10 protein-coding genes are annotated in these 14,108 nt (G+C 69.6%); 8 read left to right on the top strand and 2 right to left on the bottom strand.

What is annotated here, in order from left to right:
- Positions 1-22 precede the first annotated feature (22 nt).
- The 8 genes from ABE85_RS03820 (at position 23) to ABE85_RS03780 (ending at position 10,551) form a co-directional block, all read left to right on the top strand.
- The gene (locus tag ABE85_RS03820; RefSeq protein ID WP_067270146.1) at positions 23-517 is read left to right on the top strand and encodes a hypothetical protein; all 495 of its coding nucleotides are present in this window, start codon (positions 23-25) and stop codon (positions 515-517) included.
- Positions 514-1,041, top strand: a complete 528-nt coding sequence (locus tag ABE85_RS03815; RefSeq protein ID WP_067270144.1) for a hypothetical protein — start codon at positions 514-516, stop codon at positions 1,039-1,041. Before ABE85_RS03820 ends, ABE85_RS03815 begins: the two co-directional genes overlap by 4 nt.
- Before the next feature lie 161 nt (positions 1,042-1,202).
- On the top strand, positions 1,203-2,240 hold the full coding sequence (locus tag ABE85_RS03810) for a serine hydrolase (protein ID WP_157521910.1): 1,038 nt from the start codon (positions 1,203-1,205) through the stop codon (positions 2,238-2,240).
- 159 nt (positions 2,241-2,399) lie between these two features.
- Positions 2,400-2,960 (top strand): hypothetical protein, encoded by a 561-nt coding sequence (locus tag ABE85_RS03805; RefSeq protein ID WP_067270142.1) that lies wholly within the window; start codon positions 2,400-2,402, stop codon positions 2,958-2,960.
- A 250-nt stretch (positions 2,961-3,210) separates the two neighbouring features.
- Positions 3,211-5,013, top strand: coding sequence for an ABC transporter ATP-binding protein/permease (locus ABE85_RS03800; RefSeq protein ID WP_197507335.1), 1,803 nt, complete (start codon positions 3,211-3,213; stop codon positions 5,011-5,013).
- Positions 5,010-5,624 carry an MgtC/SapB family protein gene (locus ABE85_RS03795; protein ID WP_082938294.1) on the top strand — a complete coding sequence of 205 codons (615 nt, stop codon included), beginning with the start codon at positions 5,010-5,012 and terminating at the stop codon, positions 5,622-5,624. The genes ABE85_RS03800 and ABE85_RS03795 overlap by 4 nt, the downstream gene beginning before the upstream one ends.
- 2,021 nt (positions 5,625-7,645) lie before the next feature.
- Positions 7,646-10,222: a hypothetical protein gene (locus ABE85_RS03785; RefSeq protein ID WP_157521908.1), complete on the top strand. Its 2,577-nt coding sequence runs from the start codon at positions 7,646-7,648 to the stop codon at positions 10,220-10,222.
- A 92-nt stretch (positions 10,223-10,314) separates the two neighbouring features.
- Positions 10,315-10,551, top strand: coding sequence for a hypothetical protein (locus tag ABE85_RS03780; RefSeq protein ID WP_067270136.1), 237 nt, complete (start codon positions 10,315-10,317; stop codon positions 10,549-10,551).
- Positions 10,552-10,576: 25 nt separating this feature from the next.
- Here ABE85_RS03780 and pdeM read toward each other — a convergent pair whose 3' ends face one another.
- Positions 10,577-11,272, bottom strand: coding sequence for a ligase-associated DNA damage response endonuclease PdeM (gene pdeM / locus ABE85_RS03775; RefSeq protein ID WP_067270134.1), 696 nt, complete (start codon positions 11,270-11,272; stop codon positions 10,577-10,579).
- A gap of 13 nt (positions 11,273-11,285) precedes the next feature.
- Entirely contained in the window at positions 11,286-14,087 is a 2,802-nt protein-coding gene (locus ABE85_RS03770; RefSeq protein ID WP_082938969.1) for a DEAD/DEAH box helicase, read from the bottom strand.
- Positions 14,088-14,108 lie beyond the last annotated feature (21 nt).

Here is a 14,108-nt window from a genome sequence, read left to right as displayed (position 1 = left end):
AGAGCGCTCATAGCATGAAGGCATGCAGTCTCCCGCCCTTGCCACAGCGGTTGCCGCCCTCCTCGCGGCCTGTCCGCCCAGCCTGATCCCGCAGTGGATCCAGGATCTCAACACACTCGTCGGTCTGATCGGCTTCGCGATCACGATCGTCGTCTGGTGGCAGGTGAGGAGCGTGCGGCTGTCGTTTCAAGCGAAGGCGCGATTGCCCGGCCTGGCTGACGAAATATGCGCTTCACGCAAGGAGCTCGACAAGGCATCGAAAGCTGCCGGCACCACGCGTCAGGATCTGCACCAGATGTTCGGGGGCATCGCCACGCTGCTTGCCACCGCTGGGGAACTGATGCCGAGCCGCTCCCGAGCACCCGTCAACGAAGCGATCCTTGCCGTGAAGGCCGCCCGTGTCCAACTCGACAGTACACCGCGTTGCCATGCGCTCGACCTGGGAAAGACATTGGGCGCACTCAAGGCTGCAGAGACCGGCGTCTTCCAAACCTCACTTGCACTGGACTGGAAATGATCCATTACGCAGACAACAAGACTCAGGCATTTGTCGCTACTCTGCAAAGCCTGACCGAGGCCAGCGCCATCGAATGGCGGATCGTGGAGCCGCCTTCTCCTCCCCCGGGCATCCAACCATCGCAGCCGTGGCATTTCATGGCGGTGCATAAGGGAATCCAGCTCGCGCTTTACCGTGAAAGGCCGATATCCCCTCCCACCCCGAGGTTCGGAAGCACCGACAACTTCTTGCACGTGCTCGCTATCCAGGACTCCCGCGGGCGCGAAATTTGGCAGGCGCAGCACGTTTCGTATGCCGTCGAGCGCCTTTTCGATCTGGTACATGACAAGGTGATCAAGATCGACGTCATCCTCTCCGATGTCATCGATCCAGCCACCCTCGCTTCATTCGAGCGGGACCGGAAACTGAGGATCCAGGATCTGATCGACGGCGATGGCCTGCTCGGATGGTTCCGCCGTCAGCGACGTGCATTGAAGGAGCGCTTTGCCTGGACCGATGCAGGATCGCGCACGCTGAGCTCGTGAAGGGCATGCCACTCGCGCGCGTAACGCACGTTACGGCAAGCCCGGATGGCGGTCCGTCGCGAACAACTTAAACTTCGTGACGGTCAAACCCTGACCCCGCATTTTCCGGAAGGTCTCCGGACCACCTCCCGGACCCAGCCCGCCAGCCCAGCCCGACCGCCGTGACGATCCGCGACACCGTTCTCCGCACCCTTGCCCACACCAACTGGAAGCTCGCGCTGCCGGCGCTGATCCTCACCTGCGGCAGCCTGATCGTGCAGGCCGCCAGCGACGATCCCGAGGTCGTCGTCCCCACCACCGCACCCACGACCGCGGCCATCAGCCCCAACGGCGTCCTGACGCCGGCACCGGCCGCGTCGGCCGGCACTCCCGAGCCGGCGCCGACGGCGTCCTCGCCGCTGATTGCCAAGTCGCCCGGCACTGTCGTCGCGCCCTCGCCGTCCGACGAACCGCTGATGAAGCTGCCCGTCAACGCCCGCCACATGCTGGTCGTCGACGACACGGGCCGCGTGCTGATGTCCAAGGAGCCGGACACCGTCGTGCCCATCGCCTCGCTGACCAAGCTGATGACGGCGATGGTCGTGCTGGACGCGAAGCAGGACATGAACGAGGACATCAAGATCGACGATGCCGACGTCGACCGCCTCAAGCACAGCAAGTCGCGCGTGCGCGTCGGCGCCACGATGAGCAGAGAAGCGGCGCTGGAGCTGGCGCTGATCTCGTCAGAAAATCGCGCCGCGTCGGCGCTGGCCCGCCACTTCCCCGGTGGCCTCCCGGCCTACGAGGCGGCGGTGGTCGCCAAGATCCGCGCGCTGGGCCTGTCGCACACGTCGCTGGCCGATCCGACGGGCCTGTCGCCCAACAACACCTCGACGGCCGCCGAGGTCGCGCGCATCGCCGCGGCCGCCTCGAAGTACGCGGTCATTGCGCGCATCAGCAGCGACAAGTCCAGCGAGGTCGAGGTCAACGGCCGCCCGCGCGAGCTGCGCAACACCAACCACTTGGTCGGCGCCAAGGGCTGGGACATCCGCCTGTCCAAGACCGGCTACACCGAAGAAGCCGGGCGCTGCCTGGCCATGCGGATGAAGAGCGGCGGCCAGACCATCACGGTCATCCTGCTGGACGCCGACGGCTCCGCGCAGCGCCTGCGCGACGCGGCCGCGATCCGCAAGTCGCTGGCGAAGATCGCCGCAGCCTGACCCCCTTCGTTGCGCCTGTAATCCCCCTCGCGAGGGACGCGAGCAGGTTCTTTGAGGCCGGTCAAACAACCATCAGATTCGGCATTCGCGCCACGCCCTTTGTGGCCGATCACTCCTAGCATCTGCGGCTCCTCTCACCGCATGTCCAGGAGTAGACGCATGCATCCTCAGGCCCCTCAGATCACCAACGTCACGCAGATTCCGAACGCCCAGCCTGATCTTCATCATGTGATGTATCGGCTGGACCTGCTCTCCGCCGAGACTCACAAGCTCCGCCAGGAGATGCATGAAGGCTTCGCCCTCATCCGAAAAGATCAGGAGGACTTCAAGAAGAATCAGGAGATTTTCAAGAAGGAACTCGCTGATCAACGCTTGGAGTCCGCCAAGGAGTTCGCCAGCTGTCGCGCCGAATTCAAGGCCGATCTCAATGCATCCCGAAAGGAGTTCAGGGCCGACCTCAGCAAAGCCCGTGCCGATTTCAAAGACGAGCTTCAGAAGATGCGCGAAAAGTCGCGCGAAGACTTCGACGCGATGCTGGCCCGCACGAAGATCGACGTGAAGGAGCTGATGGCGTCCGTGGTCGCCACCGTCGACGATCGCATCAAGATGAGCGGCCAGGCCTCGGACCTCCGGCTGCTCAAGTGGTGCGCCCGCGCCGCCCTCAGCTCGTCCGCCGCCGCGGGCAGCCTCGCGTACGCGGTGTCGAAGCTCATGCCGTGATGCAGCCTGAGCCGCTCGTTCCTCCAGCACGGTTCGCGCCTCCCTCCGTCACCCGCAGTAGGTCCCGTCCTACCCGCCCCATGAGCCGCCGGAGCTACTGTCGAGTCATATCGGCAGACTGGGTCCCACCCTCATGGTTCACTCCTCCTCCCCTGCGACGGACCTGCCGCCGTCCGCACCTCCGGCCACGCCCAAGAAGGCGAAGCGCCGCCGCCCGCCGCGCCTGTCCGGCGCCGCCTGGCGCCAGTTCATGCAGATCGCCCGGCCCTACTGGCTCGGCGACCAGCGCAAGGCCGCCTGGGGACTCCTGCTCCTGATGATCGTGCTGATGCTGTGCGAGACCCAGCTCGCCGTCATGCTCAACGACAAGACCGGGGAGATGACCTCCGCGCTCGCCGAGCGCAACCACTCGCGCTTCTGGCTCGCGGTGCGCGACAGCCTCATCGTCCTGGGCTTCGCCGTGCCGGTGTACGCCTTCTACTACTACATGCGCGACGCCTTCTCCAACCACTGGCGGCGCTGGCTCACCGGCCGCTTCCTGGACGGCTACCTCGACGGGCGCAAGTACTACGAGATCGGTGCCGGCGCGGCGGGCGACATCGACAACCCCGACCAGCGCATCTCCGAGGATATCAACACCTTCACCGGCCGCTCCACCCACTTCGGGCTGCTGATGATCGGCTCGATGATGCAGCTGGTGGCCTTCTGCGCGGTGCTGTGGTCGCTGTCCAAGATGCTGGTGGCCTTCCTGGTCGTCTATGCCACGGTGGGCACCTTCCTCGCGCTCTACGTCTTCGGATCGCCGCTGATCCAGCTCAACTTCTGGCAGCTGCGCCGCGAGGCCGACTTCCGCTTCGGCCTCATGCGCCTGCGCGAGAACGCCGAATCCATCGCGTTCTACCGCGGTGAACCGCAGGAACGCGCCCACATCGAGAGCCGCTTCGAGTCCGTCTACCAGAACTACTGGAAGCTGATCCGCAAGCAACGCGCGCTCAACCTCTTCCAGCGCGGCTTCAGCCAGCTCACGCTGGTCGTGCCCGCGGTGATCCTGGCTGAGCGCGTGCTGTCGGGCGACCTCGAGGTGGGCGCCGCCGTGCAGGCCGCCGGCGCCTTCGCCGCGGTGCTGACCGCCGTCTCGCTGATTGTCGACAACTTCGAGAGCCTGAGCCGTTTCGTCGCCGGCATCGACCGGCTGCACGCGCTCTCCGAGGTCATGCACAAGCGCAAGCCCCGCGACGAACGCGCCCGCGAGAAGATCGCGACGAAACACGCCGACCAGCTCGCGCTGCGCGCGCTGACGCTCTACACGCCGCAGTTCGACCGGCTGCTCGTCGAGAAGCTCGACGTCGCGCTCCAGCCCGGCGAGAGCCTGCTCATCACCGGCGTCAGCGGTTGCGGCAAGAGCTCGCTGCTGCGCGCGATCGCGGGCCTGTGGCGCTGCGGCGAAGGCACGATCGAACATCCGCCGCTGGAGGACGTGTTCTTCCTTCCGCAGCGCCCCTACCTGCAGCCCGGCACGCTGCGCAGCCAGATGATCTATCCGGACACCTCCACCGAGCTGGACGACGACGCGCTGCGCGCCATCCTCGACGAGGTCTGCCTGCCCGAGCTCGCCGAGCGCGTGGGCGGGCTGGACGCCTCGCAGGACTGGGAGAAGCTGCTGTCGATGGGCGAGCAGCAGCGCCTGGCCTTCGCGCGGGTGCTGGTGCGTACGCCGAAGATGGTGATCCTCGACGAGGCCACCAGCGCGCTGGACGGCTGCAACGAACGCCGGCTCTACGAGCGCCTGTGCCGCGACGGCGTCACGCTCGTGAGCATCGCCCACCGCCATGCCGTGCTGCAGCATCACACCCACGTGCTGCGACTCACGGGCGGCGGCGCGTGGCAGCTGCATCCCGCCGAGGGCTACGACTTCGACGCGGTGGAGGCGGAGGCCGAAGCGGCGCGCGAAGCCGCGCTGGAAAGCGCGCTGGAAGCGAAGCTCGCCAACGGCGCGGACACCGGGCCCGTCGCGAAGCCGAGCGAGGAAACGTCAACGAAAGCGTCGACATGAGCACCTGGACTGACGAGGTCGTCGAGACCGTGCGCTCCGAGTTCTCCGACGTCCCCGACGTCGCGCAGATCACGCGCATCGCGGTGCGCCTGCTGCTGGCGGCCTTGCTGGGCGGGATCCTCGGCTACGAACGCGAGCACCACGGCAAGGCCGCGGGCATCCGCACGCACATGCTGGTGTCGCTGGGCGCGGCGCTCTTCGTGCTGGTGCCGCAGCAGGGCGGCATGGCGCTGGCCGACATGAGCCGGGTGCTGCAGGGCGTCATCGCCGGCATCGGCTTCCTGGGCGCGGGGGCCATCCTCAAGCTCAAGGACGAGGAGCAGGTCCACGGCCTGACCACCGCCGCCAGCATCTGGATGACCGCCGCCATCGGCATCGCCTGCGGGCTGGGCCGCGAGGCGACGGCCGTCTTCAGCATGCTGCTGGCGCTGCTCATCCTCGCCGTGCTGCCGCTGTTCACGCGGCCGCATCCCCGGAAGGACGAGGACCGGAAGGACGCGGACCGGACGGCGGATGAGCGGAAGGCGCAGGCGCGGAAGGAGCCCGACTGGCCGGAGGATGTCTCGCGGGACCGTCCCCAGGAGGACGGCGGCCGGGATCGCTCAGCGTGACCGCATGCGGCACCGGCCGCGGACGTTTCGTCAGCGCGGTGCCCAGCCGGGTGCTGAGCTTCATCCGGTTGTTGATGGCCCAGCCGCTCGCGTCCAGGATCGGACCGAGACTGCGCTGACGCAGCTTGAGCCAGGCGATCAGCATGCTCGGTCCCGAGATGGACAGCACGATGCCCAGCACCGCCAGCGGGATCCACCAGCCGAGGTCCACGAAGCGGCCGAAGACGCCGACGATCACCGTGCTGATGCTGCCCAGCGCGACGCCGATCGCCGCGACGGTGCCGACGTCCACGCGCCGGCCCGGGAGTCCGAGGCCGGGCAGCGTCGCGGCGCCGGCCGCCCCGCCAGTACCCGCTGCGCCCACCGCGCCGACCGGTAGCGCAGGCGCCACCGCTGCCGCCGTCGCGGGTTGATCCGCCGTCGCGATGCGACCGGCCAGGTTCCCCATGCGCCCCTGCTGCGTCGAGTCGCTCGCCGCGGCGCGCTTGGCCACATGGTCCTCGACCAGCCGCACCAGCTTCTTGTACGGCGACAGGAAGGCCTGCCCGACGCTGATCGGGTTCTCGATCACCTTGACGATGCGCGCGTCCCAGTCGTGCCCGTCGCGGTCGTAGAACAGGCCGTTGCGACCGACGAAGAGGAAGTCCACATCGCCCGCGCTGACCACCGCGACGATGGTGCGTTTCTGGTTCAGCCGCACGCACTCGCAGTACGCCAGATAGGCCTTGGCCAGGCCCGCGACGGGCGCATGTCGGGCGGGATCGGCGACGTCGACGGTCAGCTCGCAGGCGCGGCCGTCCACGAACAGCGTGCCGGCCTGGAACACCGCGCCGCGGCCCTCATAGAAGTCCTCGAAGGAGACGAAGTTCCGCGCCAGCCGCAACAGGCCGCGCTGGAGCAGCAGCAGCTTCTCGAGGTCGTTCAGCGCGGCGTGACGAGGCGCGGCGGCACGGTCGTCCTCGACGTGCTTCAGCAGGCGCGCACGCACGCCATCCAGATGTCCGCCGGGCTGTCCGGCGGCGAGCGAGGCCACGACCTCGACACCGAGCGCCGCGACCGGCCCGGTGGGCTGGCGTCGCAGCCATTCCCGGCAGGCGCGCACCTCGTCCTTCAATGCCAGCCAGTCGCGCTCGTCGAGGCTGTCGCCGAAGTCGGGCTGCAAGGCCTGCGCGCGCAAGGTCGCGAGCGCGCCGCGCCAGGCCGGATTGGCGCGATCGTCCAAGGGCAGCGCCGCTCCCGGCGACACCGGCGCGATGGGCATCTGCCTGAGCACGCCGGCCTCCAGCGACAGCAGTCCGGTCGCATGCGCCTTCAGCTGCTCGGGATCGGTCGCGTTGAGCGTCGCCGCGGCGGACGCGTCGTAACTCGCCAGCCGGCAGCGCGCGAAGAAGTCCTCGACCTTGTCATGCACGGCCTGCACCGCCATCGCCGCGGCACGTCGGCCCGCGCAGCCCGCCTCGGCCTCGCCCTCGCGATGCCAGGCGAGCAGCGTCGAGGCCTGATCGAAGAACGCGTTGATGCGGGTCTCGTCGATGCCGGGCTCGCCGCCCGCATCGGCCACCGTGCCCATCGCTTCGCCGATGCGCTGCGCGATCGCACGATCCGCGGCGTCCTCGACGGCCGCCACCGGAACGATGCCGTCGCCGTTGTGCCGCTCGGCGGCCAGATGGGACTGCCGTTCGCGGATCTCCTCCAGGCCGATGTCGACCTGCGCGGCGTGACCCGTGAGTTCGAGCGTGCGCCCGAACTCCTCCGCCAGCGCGCGGCCTTCCTCGGTGTCCGCCAGCGAGGACAGGACCAGACGCGCTTCGCCGCGCAGCAGCGGCTGCCAGTCCTTCAAGCGCACGCCTAGCCACTCGCAGGCGGCGATCAGCTCGGGCGCACGGATGCGTCCGTCGCGGTCGAGGTCGATCAGGTCGAGGGTGCGCTCGTCGAATTCGAGGCCTCGGGTGGGACAGGCCAACGCGACCCAGCGTTTCTGGTCGAGGTCGCGGAGCTTGAGGAGGTCGTCGGCGGACTCGATGCGCGCTTGGTCCGCGCCGCCCGCCCGGAAGAATCGCCAGGGATGTGTCATTGAGGCGCCAGGCGGCAAGCGACGTGCCGCCGGAGCCAGCGTTGATTCGCTTTGCGCACCTCACACACCCTGTCGGAACCGCTGGAGCCGATGGCACGACGCCACGGTCTGCTGCGCGAACCCGGCCCTCGCAGGGTCGACTCAAGCCCGCCGCGCCGCTAGGACACCCATGCACCCCCTCAACACCGCAACCCAGCCCCTGGTCGTCGTCATCGACGACGAGACGACGATCCTTTCCCCACGAGAACACGCACCCTCCCCGATCGCGGAGGCCACCCCGCTGGCCAGGCAACTCGCGCGCATCCGCCTCGACCTGCTTGCCGCGATGGCCGCCGATCACATCGCGCACTGTCCCAGGATCAGGAGCTTCCCCGACGAGGAGGCCTCGGCTCGCGCGTTTGAAGCCAGCTGTCTCGACTATCTGGTGTCGTCCGCCAATGCGCGACTCGCCTCGCCACCGACCGACGCTCCGAAGGAGCCGGCATCCTGGGGCTGGTCCACGGAACACGATCTGCGGCTCAAGCGCTTCCTGCGTCGCGCGGCGCCGCAACTGACCGAGGCGGCGCTCTGCCGGGCATTGGCACGACAACTGTTGTCCAGGATCGGCGCCCCGGGTCCGGACGAAGGTCCCGCCGACGCCAGCCTGCTGAACATCCGGATGGCCGGCCTGAAGCACACGCTGGGATTTCGAGTGCCGGAGCACTGCGTCCTCGCGCGGGACGCGGCGACCGGCGCGGTCCATGTGCACGGCGACGCATTCCAACTGGGTCGGGCGTTGTGGCGCGAAGCCCGATCCACCCGCGGCGCGCCCGAGCCCGATGTCGTGACCGCAGACCTGCCGGGTGAGCCGTCACGGCAGTTGCGCGTCGAAGGCGGCGAGTGGGTCAGCACCACAGGACCGGGCCGCACGGAAACCACGGTGAGCCTGGCTGATCTGGCACGGGCGGATCAGGCGGGAGGCCTTTGCCATCGTCTGTCGGACGACGCCCGGGAACGTATCGCGCTCACGGTCATCGAGGCATCGGAAATCGATGAACTCATGGACTTTCCCGCTTCGCGGATCAGCTCTCCCGCGATGGCCGCCGCATTGCTGGCACGCCTGGACGACGACGCGATGACAAGGTGGATGGCGCGCCAGGCGCTGACGGAGCGGCCCGATATCGCCCTGCGGGTCGCGACGTCCTGCGTCCACGCATGGCGGCACGGGCTCGTGGCCGGCAACGTCAGCCAACTCGGCAAGCAGGTCGTCCTGGAGAGTCTGACGTCGGTTCCCAGGAACTGGCTGGACGACCGGTCCCTGGCCTGGGCCTGCGGCCTCGGCGACGAAGACCGGGTCCGCGCCGTCGTGGTCGGCGTGCTGGGCGGCATCGGCAAGGGACTGACGGCGGACGAGGCCCTGTCCATCCTCTGGCGCGCCGAGGATCACTTCCCGTTGGCCGCCGACAGCAGATCCCGGTGCACGGATGCCTTCCTCGACGCCATCGCGCCGGCCCTCCGGGACGGCCGGCTCTCACCCGATCAGGTCACCCGACTGCTCGGCGGCGGCACCGCGGGCGAGGAAGGTTACGGTCTGACGTTGGTGTTCAGAAACGGCTTCTGCGACGCGGCCGGACAGTTCCTCGACCGGCTGCGGGCGCTCCAGGGCCCGCAGGGCTTGAGCGCGGATCAACTGGGCAGGATCCTCACGGGGGCCGCCGCCGGTCGTCCCTCGAGAAGCACGCCCTTCTCGCAGCGGACGGCGAAGCTGGCTTCGCCGACTGCGCTGACGCGCTGGTACGCCGAAGTCCTCGACCTGTGGCGTCAAGGGCGGATCGATGGCGAACACGCGACACAGCTGATGCTCGGACTTGACACGCAGGGATGGTCCGCCTGGAACCTGGCGCTCCGCCGCCAATCGAGTGAGCCCGATCCGACGGCCCTTCTCGCCCTGGTGGACGCCTGGGTCCTCGCGATCCAGGAGAACCTGCTGCCACGCACCAGCCTGAGGGACGGCTTGCTTTCGCGGTCGCCGATCACCAGACAAAGCGAACTCGCCCGCGCGGCGTCGAATGCCGACATCGACCCGCTCTCGGCGTTGTTCCGGCGATTGGGCGAGCTGAAGCGCCTGGGCGTCCTGCCCGACGCCGACCTTGTCGAGATGCTCGACGCCACCGTCGATGTCGACGGATTGACCCGGGCTGTGGCGGCGGAATACTCGCGCCTGGATGCCGAGGGGCAAGCCGCCCGGCGCAGGGTCGCCGCACAGCGCCAGTTGACGAGCTTCGAACGTCTGCTGAACGAGTGCCTGGTCGCTGAACGCCTGGACGGCGCGTCGGCTGCCCGCCTGCTCATGGCACGACCCGACGGCCGCGACTCGAGATCCGTTCGCGCGGCCGCGATGGCCGGCGGTCACAGCGACAGCCATCTGCGCCTGCTCGACGACGCCGTGCGCCGCGGCGACCTCTCCGACGCGCAGCGGGCCGATGCCGTGAGGGCGGCCGGAGGCGTTGTCCTGGCGGACCCGCCGGTGGCCATCGCCGCTTGACCCTGCGGCGCGCCCTGTTCTGGCGACGCGGGCATGACAGTTGCCGCTCGATGCGCTAGGGTCGTCGATCCGGAGCCGACCCGGAGTTCAGCATGGACCTCGATACCGTCTCGTACATCTTCCAGAGCCCCGAGGGCACGTTCTCGATCAAGCCGCGGCTGTCGAGGCGCTGGCGCGTGAAACATGACAGCATGCCGTGGGGGGACTCCTTTGCGTCGGCGGAGGAAGCCGCGAAGGCGCTGTCCGCGCGGTTCGCCGTGCCCGCCGACCTCAAGGAATGGACGGAGATCGGCGACTTCCACACCGATGTAGGTGGGTTCAACCTGTAATTCGAGGCCGCACCGCACCCTTCCATCATTCGGATCCAGGCGCGGGCCAAACGGAACCGCCACCGACGGCGTGGCAGCGTGATCCTTCCGGCAACCCGGCCTGCGTGGTGCCGGTGAACGCACCGAACGCGGGCAGGATCATCAACCCCTCGGACTCGCAGAAGCACGGCAGCCGATGACGCTCGTGAGCGCGGCCGTGCAGCGTCGTCGCCGGATGCAGATGCCCGGCCAGCACGTAGGCATCGGGCACGCGGCGCGGATGGTGGCAAGCCGCGAACGGCCCCATCGCGTGGGGCTCGTCGACGATCTCGAAACGCAGCGACGGCGGCGGATCCCCCGCGCGGCTGTCGTGATTGCCGCGGACGAGCAGGCCGGCGAGGTCCGCGTGCCGCTCGCGCCACCGGTGCACCGGATCGAGGACCTGCGGCTGCTGCGCCGCGGCCGCATGGAGGAAGTCGCCCAGCACGACGAGCCGCGCGGGGCGGAGGTCGTCGATCAGCGCACTCAGGCGGTCGAGGTTGTCGCGTGTCGTGCCCGAGGGCACGGGCTGGCCCAGCGCGCGGAAGCTCGCGGCCTTGCCCAGGTGCACGTCGGCGACGAAGACCGTGCGCGTCGCCGGCCACCACAGCGCACGCCCGGGCAGCAGCCAGACGCGCTCGCCGGCGAGCGTCATCGCGAGCGCTCCCGGCGGCGGGTCGACCTGCGGCCTCGTTTCGGTCATCGCCACGCCCTCATCACCGACGCCCTGCCGCCTTCTCCGCCCGCCGGCCTCGCGGCCTGTCGCGTCGTTTGGCGGACGCCTCGCCGCGCGTCTCCAGCGCGAGCGACTCCCGCACCGCCTCGACGGCGAACTGCGGCGAATCCTTCTTCGCGAACACCGCGAGCGCGCGCTCGGCGGGTTCGCGCGCGGTGCCGACCGCCTCGCCGCCGGCGCTGCGTTCCAGCTCCGACACCATCCGCGCGATGCGGTCGCCGAGCGGCTCGTTGCTGAGCTTCTCGCGGAAGCGCTCCACCATCAGCGGGAACGCCAGCGGCGTCGGTTTCCTGAGCGCGTGGATCTGGAGCGTCTGCCGTCCCATGCGTTCAAGCGCCGCGGCGAGATGCTGCACGTCCAGCTCCTGCGTCAGCAGTTCCTGCTCCGCCTGCGCCAGCAGCCGGTTCCCCGGATCGTGCTGCTGGAACACCTCGAAGAACAAGGTCGCCGAGGCCTGCAGCTGCCGGTTGCTGCGACGCTCGCCGGGGTGGCTCTGGAAGATGAGGCCGGAGATGCGCGCGATCTCGCGGAAGCGTCGCCGCGCGAGCTCGGTGGCGTTCAGGCTCGCGAGCACCTCCTGCAGCAGCGTCTCCATGGACGGCAGCGTCAACAGCGCCGGCAGACGCTCCGCCCAGTCGATCGGCTTGGCGCTGAGCAGCTCGATGCCGTAGTCGTTCAGCGCGATGGAGAAGGTGCCCGTCTCGGGCTGCGCCGCGCGCCAGGCGATCAGCCCGGCCAGGCCCAGGTGCACCTGCCGGCCGGCGAAGGGATGGAGGAAGAGGTGCCAGCCCTCGCGCGACTTGAGCGTCTCCGCGATCAGCACGTCCGGGCCCGGCACGCCGGACCAGCTGCGCTGGATGTCGATCAGCGGCCGCACGCACTGCATCTCGGGCGAGTCGAAGCGGCCCTCGTCGGCCGCGGCCAGCTCGCGCAGCACCGCGTCGGCCAGCGTGCTCGACAGCGGCATGCGGCCGCCGTTCCAGCGCGGCAAGGCCGCACGGCCCGCCGTGGCGCGGCGCACAAGCGCCGTCATCTGCTCGACGCGCACCAGCTCCAGCAGCCGGCCGCTGAACATGAACGCGTCGCCCGGCTTCAGGCGCGCGATGAAGCTCTCCTCGACGCTGCCCAGCTTGCCGCCGCTCAGGTACTGCACGCTGATGGACGCGTCGCTGACGATGGTGCCGATGTTGACGCGATGACGCCGGGCGAGGCGCGCGTCGGGCACGCGCCAGAGGCCGCCCTCATCGGGCACGACGCGGTGGTAGTCCGGGTACGCGGTCAGCGACGGGCCGCCCTGGCGGACGAAGTCCAGGCACCACTGCCAGTTCGCTTCGCCCAGCGCCTCGTAGGCGACGGTGCCGCGGACCTCCGCGAGCAGGTCCTCCGGACGGAAACCGCCGCCCAGCGCCACGGTGACCAGGTGCTGGACCAGCACGTCCAGGGGCTCGCGCGGGCTGTGACGGGCCTCGATCCGGCCGGTGCGCACCGCCTCGCGCGCGGCGGCGGCCTCGACGAGTTCCAGGCTGTGCGTGGGCACCAGAGTGATCCGCGACGGCCGGCCCGGCGCGTGACCGGAGCGCCCGGCGCGCTGCACCAGCCGCGCCACGCCCTTCGCGGAGCCGATCTGCAGCACGCGGTCCACCGGCAGGAAGTCGACGCCCAGGTCGAGGCTGGACGTGCAGACCGCGGCCTTCACGCGGCCTTCCTTGAGGCCGAGCTCCACCCACTCCCGCACCTCGCGGTCCAGCGAGCCGTGGTGCAGCGCCAGCACGCCGGCCCAGTCGGGCCGCGCCTCCAGCAATGCGCGGTACCAGCGCTCGGCCTGCGAGCGCATGTTGGTGAAGACCAGGCAGCTCGCGCTGGCCTCGATCGCCTCGACCACCTGCGGCAGCATGCGCAGGCCCATGTGGCCCGCCCAGGCGAAGCGCTCCGCGGTCTCCGGCAGCAGCGTGTCGATGACCAGCGTCTTGTCGGTCTCGCCTTGCACCATCGCGGCGTCCGCGGCGGCCGCCGCGGTGCCCTGCAGGGTCCGCATCGCCTCGTGCAGGTTGCCGAGCGTGGCCGAAAGCCCCCAGATCATCAGCGTACTTCCACGGCCGCTGGCCCTCACCCCTGCCCTCTCCCGCAAGCGGGAGAGGGAGTTCGAGGAACCGCCACCGAGCTCCGTGGCTCCCTCTCCCGCAACGCGGGAGAGGGCGGGGGGTGAGGGCCAGCGGCCGTCGAAGTACTCCTGCCTGAAGCGGCGCAGCCGCGCCAGCGCGAGCTGCGTCTGCACGCCGCGCTTGTTGCCCATCAGCTCGTGCCATTCATCGACGACGACCAGCCGCACCTGACCGAGCTGATCGCGCGCATCGGCCCGCGACAGCAGCAGCGACAGGCTCTCCGGCGTCGTCACGAGCACGGTCGGCAGGCGACGGTCCTGCGCGGCCCGCTGAGCGGACGTCGTGTCGCCGCTGCGCAGCGCCGCGCTCCAGCCGGGACACAGGGCCGCCATCGGGGCTTCCAGCGCACGCAACGTGTCGGCGGCCAGCGCGCGCATCGGCGTGATCCACAGCACCGTCAACGGCGGCGCGATGGACTTGCCCGCATGGACACGCGCTTCGGCGCCGACTTCGTCGCGCAGCGCCGCCAGCGCGCCCAGCCACACCGCCAGCGTCTTGCCGCTGCCGGTGCTCGAATGCAGCAGCCCGCCGCGGCCTCGCCCGATCTCTTCCCACACGCGGCGCTGGAACGGGAACGACGTCCAGCCCTTTGCCTCGAGCCACGCGTCGATCGCGGCGATCCCGTCGGGTCCCGCCTCCCT

Source organism: Mitsuaria sp. 7 (assembly GCF_001653795.1).
Classification (GTDB): domain Bacteria; phylum Pseudomonadota; class Gammaproteobacteria; order Burkholderiales; family Burkholderiaceae_C; genus Roseateles.
The sequence above is the reverse complement of the archived record's forward strand: the minus strand, read 5'-3'. Positions and strand labels throughout refer to the sequence as shown.